The sequence below is a fragment of the Brevundimonas sp. genome, assembly GCF_044336875.1.
Lineage (GTDB): Bacteria > Pseudomonadota > Alphaproteobacteria > Caulobacterales > Caulobacteraceae > Brevundimonas.
On the sequence record NZ_JBIIOP010000003.1, the window covers coordinates 78,011 to 97,905 of the forward strand.

The 19,895-nt window shown below is 66.6% G+C and carries 18 protein-coding genes; 16 read left to right on the forward strand and 2 right to left on the reverse strand.

Features of this window, described 5'->3' with window-relative positions; translation table 11 throughout:
- The first annotated feature begins 37 nt into the window (after positions 1 to 37).
- From ACIQ1T_RS05570 to ACIQ1T_RS05610, 9 genes are all read left to right on the forward strand, one after another.
- Entirely contained in the window at positions 38 to 664 is a 627-nt protein-coding gene (locus ACIQ1T_RS05570) for an NADH-quinone oxidoreductase subunit J (RefSeq protein ID WP_395943538.1), read from the forward strand.
- On the forward strand, positions 664 to 972 hold the full coding sequence (nuoK, locus tag ACIQ1T_RS05575; protein ID WP_395943539.1) for an NADH-quinone oxidoreductase subunit NuoK: 309 nt from the start codon (positions 664 to 666) through the stop codon (positions 970 to 972). Before ACIQ1T_RS05570 ends, nuoK begins: the two co-directional genes overlap by 1 nt.
- Before the next feature lie 2 nt (positions 973 to 974).
- Entirely contained in the window at positions 975 to 3,086 is a 2,112-nt protein-coding gene (gene nuoL / locus ACIQ1T_RS05580) for an NADH-quinone oxidoreductase subunit L (protein ID WP_395943540.1), read from the forward strand.
- Between the two features lie 4 nt (positions 3,087 to 3,090).
- Positions 3,091 to 4,575: an NADH-quinone oxidoreductase subunit M gene (locus ACIQ1T_RS05585; RefSeq protein ID WP_395943541.1), complete on the forward strand. Its 1,485-nt coding sequence runs from the start codon at positions 3,091 to 3,093 to the stop codon at positions 4,573 to 4,575.
- 7 nt (positions 4,576 to 4,582) lie between these two features.
- A complete protein-coding gene (nuoN, locus tag ACIQ1T_RS05590; RefSeq protein WP_395943542.1) occupies positions 4,583 to 6,025 on the forward strand; it encodes an NADH-quinone oxidoreductase subunit NuoN in 1,443 nt (480 codons plus the stop codon).
- A 4-nt stretch (positions 6,026 to 6,029) separates the two neighbouring features.
- Complete coding sequence (locus ACIQ1T_RS05595) at positions 6,030 to 6,794, forward strand: biotin--[acetyl-CoA-carboxylase] ligase (RefSeq protein ID WP_395943543.1); 765 nt, start codon at positions 6,030 to 6,032, stop codon at positions 6,792 to 6,794.
- Positions 6,791 to 7,570: a type III pantothenate kinase gene (locus tag ACIQ1T_RS05600; RefSeq protein WP_395943797.1), complete on the forward strand. Its 780-nt coding sequence runs from the start codon at positions 6,791 to 6,793 to the stop codon at positions 7,568 to 7,570. Before ACIQ1T_RS05595 ends, ACIQ1T_RS05600 begins: the two co-directional genes overlap by 4 nt.
- Positions 7,571 to 9,244, forward strand: coding sequence for a ribonuclease J (locus ACIQ1T_RS05605; protein ID WP_395943544.1), 1,674 nt, complete (start codon positions 7,571 to 7,573; stop codon positions 9,242 to 9,244).
- Between the two features lie 234 nt (positions 9,245 to 9,478).
- The gene (locus ACIQ1T_RS05610) at positions 9,479 to 10,393 is read left to right on the forward strand and encodes a hypothetical protein (protein WP_395943545.1); all 915 of its coding nucleotides are present in this window, start codon (positions 9,479 to 9,481) and stop codon (positions 10,391 to 10,393) included.
- Positions 10,394 to 10,395: 2 nt separating this feature from the next.
- Here the strand turns inward: ACIQ1T_RS05610 and ACIQ1T_RS05615 are convergent, their stop codons facing one another.
- Positions 10,396 to 10,752, reverse strand: coding sequence for a 5-carboxymethyl-2-hydroxymuconate Delta-isomerase (locus ACIQ1T_RS05615; protein WP_395943546.1), 357 nt, complete (start codon positions 10,750 to 10,752; stop codon positions 10,396 to 10,398).
- A gap of 80 nt (positions 10,753 to 10,832) precedes the next feature.
- Here ACIQ1T_RS05615 and ACIQ1T_RS05620 point away from each other — a divergent pair, with 80 nt between their 5' ends.
- The 4 genes from ACIQ1T_RS05620 to ACIQ1T_RS05635 all read left to right on the forward strand — a co-directional run bounded on the left by ACIQ1T_RS05620 (position 10,833) and on the right by ACIQ1T_RS05635 (position 14,485).
- Positions 10,833 to 11,099: a DUF1467 family protein gene (locus ACIQ1T_RS05620; RefSeq protein ID WP_395943547.1), complete on the forward strand. Its 267-nt coding sequence runs from the start codon at positions 10,833 to 10,835 to the stop codon at positions 11,097 to 11,099.
- An 89-nt stretch (positions 11,100 to 11,188) separates the two neighbouring features.
- Entirely contained in the window at positions 11,189 to 12,505 is a 1,317-nt protein-coding gene (proS, locus tag ACIQ1T_RS05625) for a proline--tRNA ligase (RefSeq protein ID WP_395943548.1), read from the forward strand.
- Positions 12,502 to 13,788 carry a lipoprotein-releasing ABC transporter permease subunit gene (locus ACIQ1T_RS05630; protein WP_395943549.1) on the forward strand — a complete coding sequence of 429 codons (1,287 nt, stop codon included), beginning with the start codon at positions 12,502 to 12,504 and terminating at the stop codon, positions 13,786 to 13,788. Before proS ends, ACIQ1T_RS05630 begins: the two co-directional genes overlap by 4 nt.
- Positions 13,781 to 14,485 carry an ABC transporter ATP-binding protein gene (locus tag ACIQ1T_RS05635; protein ID WP_395943550.1) on the forward strand — a complete coding sequence of 235 codons (705 nt, stop codon included), beginning with the start codon at positions 13,781 to 13,783 and terminating at the stop codon, positions 14,483 to 14,485. The genes ACIQ1T_RS05630 and ACIQ1T_RS05635 overlap by 8 nt, the downstream gene beginning before the upstream one ends.
- A gap of 27 nt (positions 14,486 to 14,512) precedes the next feature.
- Here ACIQ1T_RS05635 and msrA read toward each other — a convergent pair whose 3' ends face one another.
- On the reverse strand, positions 14,513 to 15,151 hold the full coding sequence (gene msrA / locus ACIQ1T_RS05640; RefSeq protein ID WP_395943551.1) for a peptide-methionine (S)-S-oxide reductase MsrA: 639 nt from the start codon (positions 15,149 to 15,151) through the stop codon (positions 14,513 to 14,515).
- Positions 15,152 to 15,516: 365 nt separating this feature from the next.
- On the opposite strand from msrA, the gene dnaE reads away from it, so the two are divergent.
- The 3 genes from dnaE to ACIQ1T_RS05655 are packed head-to-tail and all read left to right on the forward strand — an operon-like array spanning position 15,517 to position 19,876.
- On the forward strand, positions 15,517 to 18,978 hold the full coding sequence (dnaE, locus tag ACIQ1T_RS05645) for a DNA polymerase III subunit alpha (protein WP_395943552.1): 3,462 nt from the start codon (positions 15,517 to 15,519) through the stop codon (positions 18,976 to 18,978).
- Positions 18,978 to 19,508 carry a DUF3224 domain-containing protein gene (locus ACIQ1T_RS05650; RefSeq protein ID WP_395943553.1) on the forward strand — a complete coding sequence of 177 codons (531 nt, stop codon included), beginning with the start codon at positions 18,978 to 18,980 and terminating at the stop codon, positions 19,506 to 19,508. The genes dnaE and ACIQ1T_RS05650 overlap by 1 nt, the downstream gene beginning before the upstream one ends.
- Positions 19,505 to 19,876, forward strand: a complete 372-nt coding sequence (locus ACIQ1T_RS05655; RefSeq protein ID WP_395943554.1) for a GFA family protein — start codon at positions 19,505 to 19,507, stop codon at positions 19,874 to 19,876. Before ACIQ1T_RS05650 ends, ACIQ1T_RS05655 begins: the two co-directional genes overlap by 4 nt.
- Positions 19,877 to 19,895: the final 19 nt, after the last annotated feature.

The following is a 19,895-nucleotide window of genomic DNA, read 5'->3' on the forward strand; positions in this document are numbered from 1 at the left end:
GGGATCCAGGCCAAGACGAAAGGGGCTTCGTCCCGACATGCTGCAAGGCATTGCCTTCTATCTGCTGGCGGCGACCGCCGTGGTGTCCGGCCTTCTGGTCGTGACCGCGCGCAACCCGGTGCACAGCGTGCTGTATCTGATCCTCGCCTTCTTCTCGGCGGCGGGTCTGTTCGTCCTGCTGGGGGCCGAGTTCCTGGCGATGCTGCTGGTGGTCGTCTACGTCGGCGCCGTGGCGGTGCTGTTCCTGTTCGTCGTCATGATGCTGGACGTCGACTTCCTGAAGCTGCGTGAAGGCTATGCGCGCTACCTGCCGATCGGCGGCGTCATCGCGGCGGTCCTGCTGACAGAGATGATCTTCGTCTCGACGGCCGTGATCCAGGGCGGTGCGACAGCCGGTCTGGCGGCGCCGGGCGCGCCGGCCGCCGACATGAGCAATGTCGAGGCCATCGGCCGCGTGCTCTATACGGACTACATCTACTTCTTCCAGGCCGCCGGGATCGTGCTGCTGATCGCCATGATCGGCGCCATCACCCTGACGCTGCGCCACAAGCCGCACATCAAGCGGCAGGACATCACCGCCCAGGTCAACCGCTCCGCCGCCAAGGCGATGGAGGTCAAGTCGGTCCAGACCGGGCAGGGCGTCTCGCCCGAGGAGCTTCTCTGATGGAAATCGGTCTGATCCATTATCTGAGCACGGCGGCCGCCCTGTTCACCATCGGCGTCTTCGGCATCTTCGTGAACCGCAAGAACGTCATCATCATCCTGATGTCGATCGAGCTGATCCTGCTGGCCGTGAACATCAACTTCGTGGCCTTCTCGACCTATCTGAACGATGTGTCGGGGCAGATCATGGCCATGTTCGTCCTGACCGTCGCCGCCGCCGAGGCCGCCGTCGGCCTGGCCATCCTGGTGACCTTCTTCCGTAACCGCGGCGACATCGCGGTCGACGACGCCTCCGTGATGAAGGGCTAAGCGTGACTTTCCAGACCCTCGTCATCTGCGGGATCTTCGCCCCGCTTCTGGGTGCGGCCATCGCCGGCTTCTTCGGACGCCGGATCGGCAACATCCCGTCGCAGACCGTCACCACGGGCCTGCTGTTCTTCTCGTGCGCCGTCGCCTGGACGGTGTTCGGGCAATGGACCTGGGGCCATCTCGAGCCCTTCACCATCCGTCTGCTGCCCTTCATCAATGTGGGCGACTTCCAGTCGGCCTGGTCGATCCGCATCGACGCCCTGTCGGCGACCATGCTGATCGTGGTCACCAGCGTCTCGTCGCTGGTCCACCTGTATTCCTGGGGCTACATGGCCGAGGACGACAGCCGGCCGCGCTTCTTCGCCTATCTGTCGCTGTTCACCTTCATGATGCTGGCGCTGGTGACGGCCGCCGACTTCATGCAGATCTTCTTCGGCTGGGAAGGCGTGGGTCTGGCCTCGTATCTGCTGATCGGCTTCTGGTTCAAGAAGCCCAGCGCCACGGCCGCCTCGATCAAGGCCTTCGTCGTCAACCGCGTCGGCGACTTCGGCTTCGTCCTGGGCATCATCACCGTCTTCTGGATGTACGGGACCATCGAGTTCTCGGAACTGTTCCCGCTGATCGGCGAACGCGCCGGCACGACCTGGGAATTCCTGGGCGTCCAGTGGTCGGCTCTGGATCTGGCCGGTTTCCTGCTGTTCATCGGCGCCATGGGCAAGTCGGCCCAGTTCTTCCTGCACACCTGGCTGCCTGATGCGATGGAAGGCCCGACCCCGGTCTCGGCCCTGATCCACGCGGCCACCATGGTGACCGCCGGCGTCTATATGGTCTGCCTGCTGTCGCCGATCTACGAGCATGCTCCCGGCGCGTCGCAGATCATCGCCATCGTCGGCGCGATCACGGCCCTGTTCGCCGCCACGGTCGGCCTGACCCAGAACGACATCAAGCGGGTCATCGCCTATTCGACCTGTTCGCAGCTGGGCTACATGTTCTTCGCGGCGGGCGTCGGCGCCTACCAGTCGGCCATGTTCCACCTGTTCACCCACGCCTTCTTCAAGGCTCTGCTGTTCCTGGGCGCCGGTTCGGTGATCCACGGCATGCATCACGAGCAGGACATGCGGAAGATGGGCGGCCTGTGGAAGCTGCTGCCGATCACCTACGCCGTCATGACCATCGGTACGATCGCCATCACCGGCCTGGGCATCCCCGGCGTCGGCGGCTTCGCCGGCTTCTATTCGAAGGACTCGATCATCGAGAGCGCCTTCGCCTCGGCCGCCTCTGGTCATTCGTCGGTCGGCATGTTCGCCTTCTCGATCGGCCTGATCGCCGCCGGCCTGACCGCCTACTACTCGTGGCGCCTGGTCTTCATGACCTTCCACAACAAGCCCGTGTGGAAGGAAGAAGAGGGGCACGCCCATCATGACGATCATGGGCACGACGACCACGCCCATGCGCCGGTCGCCGACGCCCATGCGGCCCATGCGCACGACGATGATGCCCATGACGACCACGCGCACGACGACGATCACGGCCATCACGGTCCGCTGCATCCGCACGAGAGCCCGTGGGTCATGCTGGTCCCGCTGATCCTGCTGTCGGTCGGCGCTGTCGCGGCGGGCTTCGTCTTCGCTCCGCACTTCATCGGCCACCACGAGCATGAGTTCTGGCGCGGCGCCATCTTCACCGGCGAGCACAACCATGTGCTCCACGAGAGCCACTCGGTTCCGACCTGGGTGAAGTGGGCCCCGCTGATCCTGACCCTGACCGGAACGGCCTTCGCCTACTGGATCTATGTCGCTCGTGAAGGCATGGGGGCGCGCATGGCGGCGCGGAACGGCATCGTCTACCGCTTCCTCTACAACAAGTGGTACTTCGACGAGCTGTACGACTTCGTCTTTGTGCGTGGCTTTAAGGCCATCGGCGACTTCTTCTGGAAGATCTTCGACGTGAAGATCATCGACGGCCTCGGCCCGAACGGCGCCGCCTGGGCGTCGCTGAAATCGGCCGCGCGACTGGGCAAGATCCAGTCCGGCTATGTCTATCACTATGCCTTCGTGATGCTGCTCGGGGTGGCCGGTCTGCTCACCTTCGCCATCCTCGCGTGGGGAGCCTGAGCCCGTGCCCTACATCCTGAGCCTCGTTACATTCCTGCCGCTGGTCGGCGCCCTGGCGATCTTCCTCGCCCGACTGGCGTCGAAGTCCACCGACGCCGCCGCGCCCGCCGCGCGCTGGATCGCCCTGATCACGACCCTGATCGTCCTGGGCGTCTCGGTCGTGCTGGTCGCCGGCTTCGATCCGTCGAACGTCAGCTATCAGTTCGTCGAACTGGTCCCCTGGTTCGCCGGCGCCAGCTATCACCTGGGCGTCGACGGGATCTCGATCCTGTTCGTGCTGCTGACGGCCTTCCTGATGCCGATCTGCATCCTGGCCAGCTGGAAGTCGATCGAGACGCGCGTCGTCGAATATATGATCGCCTTCCTGATCCTGGAGACCCTGGTCATCGGCGTCTTCACGTCGCTGGACCTGTTCCTCTTCTACATCTTCTTCGAAGGCACCCTGGTGCCGATGTTCCTGATCATCGGCATCTGGGGCGGCGCCAACCGGATCTACGCGGCCTACAAGCTGTTCCTCTACACCCTGCTGGGTTCGGTCCTGATGCTGCTGGCCATGCTGTGGATGGCCCATGAGGCCGGCACCACCAGCATTCCGGAACTGAAGCAGTACGCCTTCAGCCCGACCGTTCAGCCCCTGCTGTGGCTGGCCTTCTTCGCCTCCTTCTCGGTGAAGATGCCGATGTGGCCGGTCCACACCTGGCTGCCCGACGCCCACGTTCAGGCGCCGACGGCCGGTTCGGTCATCCTGGCCGGCATCATGCTGAAGCTGGGCGGCTACGGCTTCATCCTGTTCAACGTGCCGATGTTCCCGGACGCGTCCGAGATGTTCCGTCCGCTGGTCTTCACCCTGTCGGCAGTCGCCATCGTCTACACCTCGCTGGTCGCCTGGCGTCAGACCGACATCAAGAAGCTGATCGCCTATTCGTCGGTGGCCCACATGGGCTTCGTGACCCTGGGCATCTTCTCGGGCAATAACGAGGGCATGCAGGGCGCCATCTTCCAGATGGTCAGCCACGGTCTGATCTCGGGCGCGCTGTTCCTGTGCGTCGGCGTCGTCTACGACCGGATGCACACTCGCGAGATCGCCTTCTACGGCGGCCTGACCAATCGCATGCCCTGGTATGCGGCCATCTTCCTGATGTTCACCATGGCCAACGTCGGCCTGCCGGGCACCTCGGGCTTCATCGGTGAAGTCCTGACCATGACGGGGACCTATCAGGCCTCGACCTGGGCGGCCCTGTTCGCGGCCTCGGGCGTGATCTTCTCGGCGGTTTACGCCCTGACGCTGTATCGCGCGGTCATGTTCGGCGAGATCAAGAATCCGAAGCTTCAGACCATCACCGACATCGACAAGCGCGAACTGCTGATCTTCGTGCCCCTGATCGTCGGCACCATCTGGCTGGGGGTCTATCCGGCCGCCGTCCTCGATTACACCGGGCCTGCCGTTGAGGCCCTGACCAGCGCCTATCGCGCCGCGATCGGCGGGTGAGACCATAATGCCTGATCTGTCCTCCGCACTTCATCTCGCCGCCTCGGAGCTGACCCTCGCGGTCGGCGCCCTGGTCCTGCTGATGGTCGGCGCCTTCATCGGCGAAAAGAGCGCCCGTCTGGTGTCGATCCTGTCGGTCCTGCTGCTGATCGCGGCCGCCGTCATCGCCTTCACCGGCCCGTGGGGCGTCGCCTTCAACGGCGCCTATGTCGCTGATCCGCTGGCCATCTACGGCAAGAGCGTCATCTATCTGTCCGCAGCCGTGGCGATCGTCCTGGGCGACGGCTGGATGGCGCGTACGCGCATCGCCAAGTTCGAATATCCGGTCCTGATCGTGCTGGCCTCGGTCGGCATGGGCATGATGGTGTCCTCGGGCGACCTGATTTCCATGTATGTCGGCATCGAGCTGCATTCGCTGGCTCTTTATGTCCTGGCCGCCTTCCACCGCGACGACGTCAAGGCGTCGGAAGCGGGCCTGAAGTATTTCGTCCTGGGCGCCCTGTCGTCGGGCCTGCTGCTGTACGGCTCCAGCCTGATCTACGGTTTCGCCGGCTCGATGCGGTTCGAGGACATCGCCGCCTTCGCCGTCGACCATCCCAGCCCCGGCCTGGTGTTCGGTCTGGTCTTCCTGATCTGCGGCCTGGCGTTCAAGGTCTCGGCCGCGCCGTTCCACATGTGGACGCCCGACGTCTACGAAGGCGCGCCGACCCCGGTCGTGGCCCTGTTCGCCACGGCGCCCAAGGTCGCCGCCATGGTCCTGATCGCCCGCGCGCTGGAGGGCGGCTTCGGCCAGTCCCACGCCCAGTGGTCGCAGGTCCTGGTCGCCATCTCGCTGATCAGCTTCGTCGTCGGCGCCTTCGGCGGCATCGCCCAGAAGGACATCCAGCGCCTGCTGGCCTATTCCTCGATCGCCAACATCGGCTACGCCCTGCTGGGCATCGCCGCCGGCACCAGCGAGGGCCTTCAGGCCATGCTGATCTTCATGACCCTGTATGTCGTGGACCAGCTGGGCTTCTTCGCCATACTGCTGTCTCTGTCCAAGTCGGGCCGCCCGATCCGCCGCATCGCCGATCTGGCCGGTCTGAAGAAGGAGCGTCCGCTGACGGCCATCGCCCTGACCATCCTGTCGCTGTCGGTCCTGGGCATGCCGCCGTTCTCGGGCTTCTGGGGCAAGTATTATGTCTTCGGCGCCGCCGCCGACGCCGGTCTGTGGCCGGTCGCGGCCGCCGGTCTGGTCGCCTCGGTCGTCGCCGCCTTCTACTATCTGCGCATCATCAAGCTGATGTGGTTCGACGCGCCGGTGGACGAGATCCCGACCGACAAGGCCTCGCCCGAGACCAAGATCGTCGGCTGGGCGTCCGCCGCCTTCGCCTTCCCGCTGGTCATCGCGGGTCTGATCTGGCTGGAGCCGCTGACCAAGGCCGCGAGCGCCGGCTTCGGGAACGGTTAGGGCGTTGACGCCCGCTCCCCTGTTCATCCACGACGAGATCGACTCGACCAACGCCGAGGCGCGTCGGCTCGCCGACGCCGGAGAGACCGGGCCACGCTGGATCGTGGCGCGCCGCCAGACCGCCGGTCGCGGGCGGCGCGGCCGCAGATGGGAGAGCGAACAGGGCAACCTGGCCGCGACCCTGCTGGTGACCACGCCGAAATCGGCGGCCGAGGCGGCCCAGGCCACCTTCGTCGCCGCCCTGGCCGTCGCCGACCTGCTGGACGTCTTTGTTTCGCCGGCCCTGGTGTCGATCAAATGGCCCAACGACGTCCTGCTGGACGGGGTCAAGGCCTCCGGCATCCTGGTCGAGTCCGGCGCCCATGCGAACGGGGACCTGTGGCTGGCCGTCGGCATCGGCGTGAACCTGGCCCATGCGCCGGAAGGCACCGAGCGGGGCGCCACCTCCGTCGCCGACAAGCTGCGCGCCGACCTGGCCTATGTCCCCCCCATCGAGGCCGCCGCCGAGATCCTGGCCGAGACCTTCGCCGTCTGGTGGGGCCGCTGGCAGACCCTGGGCTTCGAGCCGGTGCTGGACGCCTGGACCAGCCGTCTGACCGGGCTGAACGGCCCCTGCACGGCGCGTCTGGACAATGAAACCGTGGAAGGCCTGGCCGAAGGCGTGGAGCCGGACGGCGCGCTGCGTCTGCGGCTGGCCGACGGCTCCGTGCGTCTGATCTCCGCCGGCGATGTCTTCTTCGGCGCAGATTCCAAGATCGTGGCAGCCTGATGCTGCTCGCCATCGAACAGGGCAACACCAATACGCTGTTCGCCGTCCATAACGGGCGCGAATGGATCGCCCAGTGGCGCGCCGCCACCGAGGCCAGCCGCACCGCAGACGAATACGCCGTCTGGCTGAACCAGCTGATGGTCATGAAGCGGCTGGACTTCGGCGCCCTGACCGGCTGCATCATCTCCAGCGTCGTGCCCCAGTCGATCTTCAACCTGAGGAACCTGGCGCGGCGCTATCTGAACATCGAGCCCCTGGTGATCGGCGAAAACGTCAATCTCGGCATCGATGTGCGGATCGCCAAGCCCAGCGAGGCCGGGGCCGACCGCCTGGTCAACGCCATCGGGGCCAAGCTGCTGTATCCCGGCGACCTGATCGTGATCGACAGCGGCACGGCCACCACATTCGACATCGTCGCCGACGACGGCGCCTTTGAGGGCGGTCTGATCGCTCCGGGGATCAACCTGTCGCTGCAGGCCCTGCACGAGGCGGCGGCCAAACTGCCGCGCATCGCCATCCAGCGACCGGAACATGTCATCGGCAAGGGCACGGTCGAGGCCATGCAATCCGGTGTCTTCTGGGGCTATATCTCGTTGATCGAAGGCCTGGTCGGGCGCATCAAGGCGGAGTGGGGCAAGCCCATGACCGTCATCGGCACCGGCGGCGTGGCCAGCCTGTTCGAAGGCGCGACCGACAGCATCGATCACTTCGACCCCGACCTGACTATTCGCGGCCTCCTCGAAATCTGGCGTCGTAACGCCCATTTGACTGACTGAATGAAAAAGCAAAACCAAGACGAACTCGTTTTCCTGCCGCTGGGCGGCTCGGACGAGGTCGGTATGAACCTGAACGCCTACGGCTTCGGCCCCGCGGATAACCGCGAATGGCTGATCGTCGATGTCGGCGTGACCTTTGGCGACCTGTCCACGCCCGGCGTGGACGTGATCGTGCCTGATCCCGCCTTCCTGGAAGGCGAGAACATCAAGGGCATCATGCTGACCCACGCGCACGAGGACCATATCGGCGCCCTGGGCTGGTTGTGGCCGCGCATCAAGGCGCCGATCTACGCCACCCCCTTCACCGCCTATCTGATCAAGGACAAGCTGCGCGAGCGCGGCATCCTGGACGAGGTCGAACTGATCGAGGTGCCGCTGGGCGGCACCGTCGACGTCGGCTCGTTCGGCGTGACCTTCGTCAACATGACCCATTCGATCGCCGAGCCCAGCGGCCTGGCCATCGACACCCCGCTGGGCATGGTGTTCCACACCGGCGACTGGAAGATCGACGATCAGCCGGTCATCGGAAACAAGACCGACGCCCCCGTCATCCGCGCCCTGGGCGACGAGGGCGTTCTGGCCATGGTCTGCGACTCGACCAATGTCTTCGTGCCGGGCTACGCCGGGTCGGAAGGCGATGTGGCGGTCGCCATCTCCAAACTGATCGCCAGCCTGAAGGGGCGGGTTGCGGTCGGGTGCTTCGCTTCCAACGTCGCCCGGATGGACAGCGTCATCCGCGCCGCCGAGGCCTGCGGCCGTCGCGTGGCCCTGGCCGGGCGGTCGATGCACCGGATCACGGCGGCGGCCAAACACGTCGGCATGCTGCAGGACGTGAAACCCTTCCTGTCGGACGAGGAGGCCCGCGTCTGGCCCGCCGACGAGATCCTGTATCTGTGCACCGGCAGCCAGGGCGAGGCCCGCGCCGCCTTGTCGCGTGTCGCCGACGGCACCCACCCGGTCGTGAAACTGGGCCTGGGCGACCACTGCATCTTCTCGTCGCGCCAGATCCCCGGCAACGAGCTGGCCATCGGCAATCTGCAGGACCGTCTCGCGGACCGGGGCGTGCGCCTGTACACCGAGAAGGACCACCCCGGCATCCACGTCTCGGGCCACCCGTGCCGTGACGAGCTGAAGCAGATGTACGAATGGGCGCGGCCGCAGATCGCGGTGCCGACCCACGGCGTGCGTCGCTTCCTGCTGGAACACGCCAACCTGGCCAAGGATGTGGGCGTCAAGGAAACCGTGACCCCGCGCAACGGCGACATGGTGCGCCTGGCCCCCGGACCGGCCAAGATCATCGACGAGGTGCCGAACGGCCGCCTCTATGTCGACGGCGGCATGCTGGTGACCGAACAGGGCGAGGCCCTGAAGGAACGTCGTCACGCCTCGACCAATGGCGTGCTGATCGTCAGCTTCGCCCTGGACAAGCGCGGCCGCATCGCCAGCGACATCGACATCCGCAGCGTCGGCCTGCCGGGCGACACAGCAAAGCCGCTGGGCGACGCCCTGGACAATCTGGCCGAGCGCGTCGAACAGGTGGTCAAGAGCCTGAAGGGCGACGCCCTGGACGATGAAATGGTCATCGAACAGGCCGTGGCCCGCGTACTGAAAAAGGCCAGCCAGCAGATATGGGATCGCCGTCCCATCGTCGAGACGGTCGTCCTGCGCGTCTGAGTATTTTGGATCACGTCACCCTCGGGCTTGTCCCGAGGGCCTACCTGTCCGCTCCACAGGCGGGTGGGGAGGGATCGACAGCGCGTCATTCCACCCCTTCCTCGCACTGAACCGTGGGCCCTCGGGACGAGCCCGAGGGTGACGGGGATCAAGTCGGGATCGGAAATCCGATCTCGACGCAACCTTGACCGTTCGGGCGCATTTTCTGCGCGCCGGAACTGTCGGGGGATCGTCATGTCCAACCAAGCCAAGCCCGGGCGCAGCCGCCGTCTGCTGGAGCGGGTGCGTCACGCCCGCCACCCGCTGCGCGGCTGGCGGCGCTGGGCGGCGATCACGGGGCAGGGGCTGATCGGCTTCGTCGCCCTGTTCGCCGTCGCCAATCTGGCGCTCAGCCTGTCGACCTTCCGGGGCGAGGATCCCCTGTCGCGGACGGTGCAGGAGGTCCGCGTCCTGTGGTTCAGCCCGCCGGACGGCGAGCCGATGTCGGCGACCGCCTTTCCCACCGTCTATGGTCGCGATCTGGGCCCTGCGCCCGATACGGCCGCCATCCACGACTTCCTGGAGCGGGAGGCCGAGGACGGGGTCTTCCTGCTGGATCACGTCATGATCGACCGGATCCTGAAGCTGAACGGCCGGGTCGACGCCCGCAGCCTGCCGTCAGGCGTCTATATCGGCGCCCACGCCTTGGGGCCGGACGACAGGCCTTTGGTTCCCGTGACCAAATACCTGGCCCAGTATCTGCTGTTCCCGCGCCACGCCTATATTCTGGTCGTGCCTGCGGACGGCCCGGCCGTCTCCTTCTCGGCCAGCCAGAACGCCAAGTTCGGCATCGACATCCATCCCGAACGCCTGTCGGCCGAGGTCGCGCCGTACACGCCCCAGGCCTACGACTTCCCCAGTTCGGGCGAGGCCCTGCACGAGATGACGCGGATCACTGACGACCCCGCCCGCGTCGCCGGGGCGGTCGAGGCGCTGAAGGGCGCCCAGGCGCGGCTGGCCGCCGAGGGCCTGACCTATGGGCTGCTGGCGCCCAATTCGAACACGGCGGTGGGGTGCGTGCTGCAGGGGGCCGGGGCGATCACCCAGGAAGCGCGGGCGTCCATTCTGCTGGCGCTTCGCGCGCCGGGCTTCGGAGCGAAGTGCGCGTGAGGTCAGCCGCCGACCGTGACCTTTCGGTAGGTCTCGTTCAGATCAAACACCTCCACCGAGACCTGTGTCGGGTCGGCCGGCGAGCCGAGGGCGGTCGTCAGGAGGTCGAGCACCGTCTCGCTCAGGGCGATCTTCTGCTCCGACGTGCGTCCCGGCATCAGGCCGATGCGGCAGGCGACCATGGCGTGTCGTGGCGCGCCGTCGGCGATGACGACCTTGTCCAGGGCGACCAGCCGGGTCTTGCAGGCCGACAGGCCGGCGCCGACGCCCTCCACCGCCGCCTGATGGATCTGCAGGGCGACCGGGGGCCAGTCGGCCTCGGCGTGGTGACGGGTATATTCCAGGGTGATCTGCGGCATGGCGGGGACTCGTGCAGGGGAGGGCGATCCTTTAGACCGGATTCAACCGGTTCGCCAAAGACCGGACAGGAGAGGTTCCCATGCCTATCGGCCCCATCACCATGGTCGGCATCTACATCATCGTCTGGTGGACGGTGCTGTTCGGCGTGCTGCCCCTGGGGGCGTCGCGCGAGACCCACGAACCCCCGACCGACGGCGCCCAGTGGGGGGCGCCGGCCAATCCGAACCTGAAGCGCAAATTCATCACCACCACCTGGGTCGCCGCCGTCGTCTGGGTGCTGATCATGGCGCTGATCTTCACCGGCTGGCTGCCTCTGCCTGACTTCTCGCGCGCTCCGGCGGTATAACAGCCGGTCTAAACCGCAACCCGGCCTAGCTTTCGCCCCGGTCCAGCGGCTAAAGCCTTGGTCTGTCTCTACGCCTAGGATTCCCGATCATGCGCCTGTCGCGCTTTTTCCTGCCCACGCTGAAGGAAGCCCCTTCGGACGCCCAGATCGTCTCGCACCAGCTGATGCTGCGCGCCGGCATGATCAAGCAGGAGGCCGCCGGCATCTACGCCTGGCTGCCGCTGGGTCTGAAGGTTCTCCGCAAGGTCGAACAGATCGTCCGCGAGGAGCAGCAGCGGGCCGGTGCGGTCGAGCTGCTGATGCCGACCCTGCAACTGGCCGACCTGTGGCGCGAGAGCGGACGCTACGACGCCTATGGCCCGGAGATGCTGCGCATCACCGATCGTCACGAGCGCGAGCTGCTGTACGGACCGACCAACGAGGAAATGGTCACCGACATCTTCCGGGCCTATGTGAAGTCCTACAAGTCGCTGCCGCTGAACCTCTTCCACATCCAGTGGAAATTCCGCGACGAGCGCCGTCCGCGCTTCGGCGTGATGCGCGGCCGCGAATTCCTGATGAAGGACGCCTATTCGTTCGATCTGGACGAGGCCTCGGCCCGCACGGCCTACAACCGGATGTTCGCCGCCTATCTGAACACCTTCGCCCGCATGGGGCTGAAGGCTGTGCCGATGCGCGCCGACACCGGCCCGATCGGCGGCGATCTGAGCCATGAGTTCATCGTCCTGGCCGAGACCGGCGAGAGCGAGGTCTTCTGCGACCGCAAACTGGTTGAGATGGCCCCGCCCGGACACGATCTGGACGCCGAGGCCCTGCAGGCCGTGTTCGACGAGCGTACCGCCCTGTACGCCGCGACCGAGGAAATGCACGACGCGGCCCAGTTCGAGGCCCAGACCGCCGAGAGCGACCGCCTGTCGGCGCGCGGCATCGAGGTCGGCCACATCTTCTATTTCGGCACCAAATACTCCGTCCCGATGAAGGCCAAGGTCGCCGGGCCGGACGGTCAGGACACCGAGGTCCATATGGGCAGCTACGGCGTCGGCGTGTCGCGCCTGCTGGGCGCCATCATCGAGGCCAGCCACGACGAGGGCGGCATCATCTGGCCCGACGCCGTGGCCCCGTTCGACGTGGTGGTCATCAATCTGCGCGCCAATGACGCGGCCGTCTCCGCCGCCTGCGAGGACGCGGTCGCCCAACTGGAGAAGCTGGGCAAGGACGTGCTGTATGACGACACCGATGAACGTCCGGGCGGCAAGTTCGCCACGGCCGATCTGATCGGCGTGCCGTGGCAGTTGACCATCGGTCCCAAGGGCCTGGCCGACGGCGTGGTCGAGCTGAAGCGCCGCGCCACCGGCGAGAAGGTCTCCGTGCCCCTAGCCGAAGCCATCGAAAGGCTGACCGCTTGAGCCTGCCCGCGCGTCCGTCCGGCCCCTTCTCCGCCTGGGAGATCGGCCTCGCCCTCCGCTACCTCCGCGCCAAGCGCAAGGAGGGCGGCGTCGCCACCATTGCGGTGATCAGCTTCATCGGCATCATGCTGGCCGTCGCCGTGCTGATCAGCGTGATGAGCATCATGGCCGGGTTCCGCGCGGAACTGCTGGGCCGGATGCTGTCCTTCAACGGCCATATGTATGTCCAGGGACCGGTGCTGACCGACGCCAATCGCGATGCGGCGCTGAAGCGGATCGCCGCCGTGCCCGGCGTGGTCAGCGTAACCCCGCTGAACGAGGCCCAGAGCCTGGTCCGCGTCGGCAATTTCACGACCGGCGCCATGGTGCGCGGCGTGCGTCCTCAGGATCTGGCCACGACCAAATATGTGTTCGACAGCCTGACGCCGAAGGAACGCGCCGACTTCGGCAAGGGCGCCTATGGCGGCGACCGCATCCTGATGGGGGCCGCCCTGGCCAATTCGCTGGGCCTGGGGGTCGGGGATCCGGTCACTCTCTATTCGCCGACCGGCGCCGACAGCGCCTTCGGCAATCTGGGCGGGCTGGAGAAGACCTATTTTGTCGGCGGCCTGTTCCGTTCGGGCACGGCCGACTTCGATCGGGCCTTTCTGTTCATGCCGCTGGAGCAGCAGCAGCTGTTCTTCGGCAAGGAAGGCGTCTGGGACGCCATCGAGATCAAGGTCGAGGATCCCGACCGGGTCGGTGACCTGACCCCCGCCATCCGCGACGCCGCCGGCCCCGGCTCGGTCGTCAGCGACTGGCGCGAGCGCTTGGCCGCCTTCTACGGCGCCCTTCGGGTCGAGCGGGTGGCCATGAGCATCATCCTGGGTCTGGTCGTGGCCATCGCGGCCATGAACATCATCTCGGGCATCGTCATGCTGGTGAAGAACAAGACCCGCGACATCGCCATCCTGCGCACCGTGGGCGCCAGCCAGTCGTCCATCCTGCGCATCTTCTTCATGTCCGGCGCCCTGATCGGCGTGGCGGGCACACTGGCGGGTCTGACCCTGGGCCTGCTGTTCTGCTGGAACATCGGCGCCATCCAGCACGCGCTGGAAGCCGTCCTGGGCGTCCAGTTGTTCAACGCCGACGTCTATCAGCTGGATTCCATTCCGGCTCTGGTCGACCTGGCCGACGTGACCTGGGTCGCGCTCCTGTCCTTCGGCATGAGTTGCATCGCCAGCCTGCCGCCGTCCTGGACGGCCTCTCGCATCGATCCCGTGGAGGCGCTCCGCTATGAGTAGTTCCCCCATCCTGTCCGTGCGCGGCCTGACCCGCACCTATGAGACCGCCCAGGGCGGCCTGACCGTGCTGAAGGGCGTGGACCTGGACGTCTTCCCCGGCGAGATTGTCGGCCTGATCGGGCCGTCCGGCTCGGGCAAGTCCAGCCTGCTGCACGCCGCCGGCCTGCTGGAGAAGCCGACCGAGGGCACGGTCGCCATCGACGGTGAAATGGTCGGGGATCTGGACGAGCGGGCCCGCACGCGCCTGCGTCTGTCGCGGATCGGCTTCGTCTATCAGTTCCACCACCTGCTGCCCGAGTTCGATGCGCGCGACAACGTGGCCCTGCCGATGCGGATCGCCGGTTTGCCCCAGGCTCAGGCCCGCAGACAGGCCGAGGAGACCCTGACGGCGCTGGGGCTGGGCGAGCGGCTGACGCATCAGCCGGCCCAGTTGTCGGGCGGCGAGAAACAGCGCGTCGCCATCGCCCGTTCACTGGCCAACAGGCCGCGTCTGCTGCTGGCCGACGAACCGACCGGCAATCTGGATCCGACCACGAGCCAGTCGGTGTTCGAATCCCTGCGCGACCTGGCCAAGACCACGGGCGTCGCCGCCCTGATCGCCACCCACAATATGGAGCTGGCCGGTCACATGGATCGCGTCTTCGCCCTGAAGGACGGCCATCTGGAAGAGCGGGCGGCCCAGAGCCAGACCTACTGAATCAGGTCTGGCGGGCCGCCTGGACCGTCAACCCACGGCGGCGTCGCCCCATATGGCCCGAAGTCGCTGCGGGCGGCGGCAGCCCTGGCGATAGGCTTCATAGTGGGCGTGGTTGCGGCGGGCGTAGTCCTGATGCTCGTTTCCGGCGGGCCAGAACCGCTGGGCGCTCACGACCGGGGTGGTGAAACTCCTGCTCAGGGTCCGCATCGCCGCGTCGCGTGAGGCCACCGCCGCCGTCCGCTGTTCGGCCGTGGCGAAGACCGCCGTCCTGTACGACGGCCCCTGGTCGCAGAACTGTCCGTCCGGATCGGTCGGATCGATGGTGCGCCAGTAGCGGTCGACCAGGGCGCGATAGCTGACGACGTTCGGATCGAAGGTGACGCGCACCGCCTCCATGTGACCGGTGCCGCCGCGCACGACCTGGGCGTAGGTCGGGTTGGCCACATGGCCGCCGACGAAGCCCGACACCGCCGAATAGACCCCGGGCAGACCGTCGAAGGCTTTTTCCTCGGACCAGAAACAGCCGCCGGCGAAGACGGCCGTCTGGGCGCCCGCCGGCATGGCTTGGGCCTCGGCGGGGGCGACGCGGGGAAGGCCAGTCAGGACCACGGCGGCCAGGACGCCGGCGGCCGCAGCGCCGACCATGAATTTCAGGGGCTTGGACATGGGACATCTCCCTTTCTCCACAGCCATACGATGCGCCCGAGCAAATGGTTTCAGCGCGTTCGCCGCCGGGGATAAGACCGGGGGTTGACGGGAACAATGCAAGAACATAGAACAAGACAGGAACATTGATCGACCTGGGGATAAGACCATGCCGCGCCTGATGAGAGATATGCTGTCGCTTGCATCCTGCACCGGCTTCGTCTGGATGGCGTGGCAGGCGGCCTTGATGGTCACTGCGGTCTGATCTGGAGCGCCTTGGCGGGGCAGGCGGCGCGTCCGTCCCGTTTTCGTGACAGACCGTCACATGCGTTGGCGTCGCCGCCGACTCGAGGCTTGATCCACGGCTGAGTTGAAGGAGCGATCGGGTGAACAGCGCGGCAGAGGGTCAGGGTTTCGTCCATCTGCGGGTCCGCTCCGCCTATTCGCTGCTGGAGGGGGCGATCAAGGCGGGCAAGCTGGGCAAGCTGGCGGCGGACGCCGGCATGCCGGCGGTGGCCATCGCAGACCGGTCCAATCTGTTCGGCGCGCTGGAGTTCAGCCAGTATACTCGCGATGCGGGGGTCCAGCCGATCATCGCCTGCGCGCTTCCGGTGCTGGGGATCGGCGGCCAGCAGTCCGTCCGCTGGGCCAAGACTCCGACTGTGGTCCTGCTGGCCCAGAGCGAGGCCGGGTGGCGCAATCTGTGCGCCCTGTCGTCCTCGGCCTATCTGGACGCGGGCGAGATGGCCGAGCCGGGCGTGGCCTGGGAACAGGTGGTGGCGCGCTCCGAAGGACTGATCCTGTTGTCGGGCGGGCCCGATGGGCCGGTCGATCCCCTGTTCGTCCAGGGCAAGAAGGCCGACGCCTGCGCCGCCCTGGAGACCATGAGATCGGTCTTCGGCGATCGCTTCTATGTCGAGCTGCAGCGTCACAAGCTGGACGACGAACGACGGGCCGAGCCGGGTCTGGTCGAATGGGCCTACGCCAATGACACGCCCCTGGTCGCCACCAACGACGTCTATTACGCCAAGGCGGCCCAGGCGAAGTCGCACGACGCCCTTCTGTGCATCGCCGACGGGGCCTTCACCGGCCAGGAGGATCGCCGCCGGATCACCGGGGAACACTGGTTCAAGTCGACCGAGGCGATGCGCGAACTGTTCGCCGATCTGCCTGAGGCCTGCGACAACACCATCGACATCGCCCGGCGCTGCGCCTTCCTGGTCAACACCCACGCGCCGATCCTGCCGCGCTTCGACACTGGCGCCGGCCGGTCCGAGGCCGACGAACTGGCCCACCAGGCGCGCGAGGGGCTGAAGGTCCGCCTGACCGAGGCGCCTCCGGCCGTGCCGGAAGAGGAGTACTGGAGCCGCCTCGAATGGGAGGTGGGGATCATCCAGCAGATGGGCTTCCCCGGCTATTTCCTCATCGTGTCCGACTTCATCAAATGGGCCAAGGAGCACGGCATTCCGGTGGGACCGGGGCGGGGCTCCGGAGCGGGCTCTCTGGTCGCCTGGTCCCTGACCATCACCGATCTGGATCCGCTGCGCTTCGGCCTGCTGTTCGAACGATTCCTCAATCCCGAGCGGGTCTCCATGCCCGACTTCGACATCGACTTCTGCCAGGAGCGGCGCGAAGAGGTGATCGACTATGTCCAGGCCCATTACGGCAAGGACCGGGTGGCCCAGATCATCACCTTCGGCACCCTGCAGGCGCGGGCCGTGCTGCGGGACGTCGGTCGGGTGCTGCAGATGCCGCTGGGTCAGGTCGACCGGCTCTGCAAGATGGTGCCCAACAACCCCGCCGCCCCGGTCACCCTGGCCCAGGCTATCGATCTGGAGCCGCGCCTGAAGGAGGCGAGGGACGCCGAGCCGGCGGTCCGGACCCTGCTGGAGACGGCGCTGGAGCTGGAAGGCCTGTATCGCAACGCCTCGACCCACGCCGCCGGCATCGTCATAGGCGACCGGCCCCTGGTCGAATTGGTGCCCCTGTACCAGGATCCGCGCTCCACCATCCCGGCCAGCCAGTTCAACATGAAGTGGGTCGAGCCGGCGGGTCTGGTCAAGTTCGACTTCCTGGGCCTGAAGACCCTGACCACGCTCGACCGCGCGCACGGCTATCTGTCGCGGCGCGGGGCGGCTCCGGTATGGAACCAGCTGCCTCTGGACGACGCCCGCACCTATGAGCTGATGGCCTCGGGCCAGACGGTCGGGGTGTTCCAGCTGGAATCCCAGGGCATGCGCGACACGCTTCGCAAGATGCGCTGCGGATCCATCGAGGAGGTGACCGCCCTGATCTCCCTCTATCGGCCGGGGCCGATGGAGATGATCGACACCTATATCGATCGGAAATTCGGCCGGGCCGAGGTCGATTATCTGCACCCCAGCCTGAAGGAGGTCCTGACCGAGACCTATGGCGTCATCATCTACCAGGAACAGGTGATGAAGATCGCCCAGATCCTGGCCGGCTACAGCCTGGGCGAGGCCGACCTGCTGCGTCGCGCCATGGGCAAGAAGAAGAAGGAGGAGATGGACTTCCAGCGTCTCCGCTTCGTCAAGGGCGCGCTGGAGAAGGAGGTTCCGGAGGGGCAGTCCGGCTCGATCTTCGACCTGGTGGCCAAGTTCGCGGGCTACGGCTTCAACAAGTCGCACGCCGCCGCCTATGCTTTGATCTCGTTCCAGACGGGCTGGCTGAAGGCCAATCATCCGGTCGAATTCTTCGCCGCCTCCATGAGCCTGGATCTGTCGAACACCGACAAGCTGGCGGTCTTCTACCAGGACGCCAAACGGTTCGACGTGCCGGTGCTGCCGCCCGACATCAACCGCTCCTCGGCCGATTTCGACGTGGCCTGGGACGAGACCAGCGGCGCCGTCCTCTATGCGCTCGGCGCCATCCGCAACGTGGGGCTCGAGGCGATGAAACACGTCATCGAGGTGCGTGAGACAGGGGGGCGTTTTTCCGACATTTTCGACTTCCTGGAGCGGGTCGATCCGCGCAGCGTCAACAAGCGGGCGCTGGAAGGCCTGGCCAAGGCCGGCGCCTTCGACAGCATCCATCCCAACCGTCGTCAGCTGGTCGAGCAGGCTGACGTCCTCATGGCCTATTGCCAGAGCGTGGCCGCCGAGCGCGCCTCGTCCCAGGTCAGCCTGTTCGGCGGGGATCAGGCCCACGTCGGCCGGCCGCGCCTCAGAAGCGTCGAACCCTGGGTCGGACCGGAGCGGCTGGACCACGAGCTGGCCGCCGTCGGCTTCTATCTGTCGGGCCACCCTCTGGACGAGATGACCTCGGCCCTGAAGCGCAAGCGCGTCACCTTCGTCGCCGAGGCCATTCCCCTGGCGGAAGCGGGGCACGAGGCCTTCCAGATGGCGGGGGTGGTGCGTCGCCGTCAGGAACGGGCCAGCGCCCGGACCGGCGAGAAATTCGCCTTCGTCACCTTCTCGGATCCGACCGGCGAGTTCGAATGCCTGTTCCCGCCCGAACAGCTGCGCAAATGCCGCGAGGTGCTGGAGCCCGGCGCCTCGGTGATGGTGCGGGTCCGCGCCAAGTCGTCGGAAGGGGAGGTGCGCTTCTTCGGCGACGACGCCGCCCAGATGGACAATCTGCTGGACGACGCCAACATCGGCCTGCGCATCCACGTCTCGGCCCGCACCGCCGATGCGGAGGCCCTGAAGGTCCGGCTGGAGCGCGCCCGCTCCGGCGCCATCGGCAAGGGCGGTGAAATATCCCTGATCGCCTCGCTGGACGGAAAACAGGAGGTCGAGCTGAAACTGCCCGGCCGCTATCGTCTGGACGGCGCCCTGCGCGGCGCGCTGAAGTCTGCGCCCGGCGTGCTGATGCTGGAGGAGGCGTGATGATCGGTGTTGTGCTGGCGATGTCGCTGTCGTTCTCGCCGCACGCCGCCCCTGTGGCCCTGCAGAACGCCGCCCAGAGTCCCGCGCCCGAGATTCCCGCGACCAAGATCCCTGCAACCCGGAGCCCCGCCATGTCTCATGCGACCGGAACTTTCGATGTCCAGATCACGCCCGTCGCACCCGAGCCGGATGCGCCGGCGGGCGCCCCCGGCCGGATGCGTCTGGCCAAGACCTTCCATGGCGGGCTCGAGGGAACCGGCGCCGGCGAGATGCTGGCCGTCCGCGAGGGCCAGTCCGGCGCCTATGTCGCCCTGGAGCGGGTCACGGGCACGCTGGACGGCCGCAGCGGCGGCTTCGCCCTGGTCCATCGCGGCGTCATGGACGCGAACGGGCAGGATCTGCTGATCACCATCGCGCCCGGTTCGGGCAGCGGCGACCTGACAGGGATCGGCGGCGTCTTTCACCTTACCGTCGCTGACGGCGAGCATCGCTACGACCTGGAGTACAGCCTGCCCGAGGTCCTGCCATGACATCGTCCGACGTGACGCGTCATGTCGGGTCCTGTCACTGCGGCGCGCTGGCCTTCGCGGTCGAGACCGATCTGGCGCAGGTGATCGAGTGCAACTGCAGCCACTGCTATCGCAAGGGCCTGATGCTGACCTTCGTCCAGCCCGACGCCTTCACGGTGACGGCGGGGGAGGGGGTGATGCGGGACTATCTGTTCAACACGCACAACATCCGTCACCACATCTGCCCCACCTGCGGGGTCGAGCCGTTCGGTCGCGGCAAGGGGCCGGACGGCAAGGAGATGGTGGCGATCAACATCCGCTGTCTCACCGACGTGGAGCCGTTCAGCATCGCGCCAAACGTCCGTTTCGACGGCCTGCACAGGCTCTGACGATCCGGCGCCCGGCGCG

Excerpts from the sequence above, each read along its gene's own strand:
- ACIQ1T_RS05570 (WP_395943538.1), top strand. The coding sequence starts at position 38 with ATGCTGCAAGGCATTGCCTTCTATCTGCTGGCGGCGACCGCCGTGGTG.
- nuoK (WP_395943539.1), top strand. The coding sequence starts at position 664 with ATGGAAATCGGTCTGATCCATTATCTGAGCACGGCGGCCGCCCTGTTC.
- nuoN (WP_395943542.1), top strand. The coding sequence starts at position 4,583 with ATGCCTGATCTGTCCTCCGCACTTCATCTCGCCGCCTCGGAGCTGACC.
- ACIQ1T_RS05605 (WP_395943544.1), top strand. The coding sequence starts at position 7,571 with ATGAAAAAGCAAAACCAAGACGAACTCGTTTTCCTGCCGCTGGGCGGC.
- ACIQ1T_RS05610 (WP_395943545.1), top strand. The coding sequence starts at position 9,479 with ATGTCCAACCAAGCCAAGCCCGGGCGCAGCCGCCGTCTGCTGGAGCGG.
- ACIQ1T_RS05615 (WP_395943546.1), bottom strand. The coding sequence starts at position 10,752 with ATGCCGCAGATCACCCTGGAATATACCCGTCACCACGCCGAGGCCGAC.
- ACIQ1T_RS05620 (WP_395943547.1), top strand. The coding sequence starts at position 10,833 with ATGCCTATCGGCCCCATCACCATGGTCGGCATCTACATCATCGTCTGG.
- proS (WP_395943548.1), top strand. The coding sequence starts at position 11,189 with ATGCGCCTGTCGCGCTTTTTCCTGCCCACGCTGAAGGAAGCCCCTTCG.
- ACIQ1T_RS05635 (WP_395943550.1), top strand. The coding sequence starts at position 13,781 with ATGAGTAGTTCCCCCATCCTGTCCGTGCGCGGCCTGACCCGCACCTAT.
- msrA (WP_395943551.1), bottom strand. The coding sequence starts at position 15,151 with ATGTCCAAGCCCCTGAAATTCATGGTCGGCGCTGCGGCCGCCGGCGTC.
- ACIQ1T_RS05650 (WP_395943553.1), top strand. The coding sequence starts at position 18,978 with ATGATCGGTGTTGTGCTGGCGATGTCGCTGTCGTTCTCGCCGCACGCC.
- ACIQ1T_RS05655 (WP_395943554.1), top strand. The coding sequence starts at position 19,505 with ATGACATCGTCCGACGTGACGCGTCATGTCGGGTCCTGTCACTGCGGC.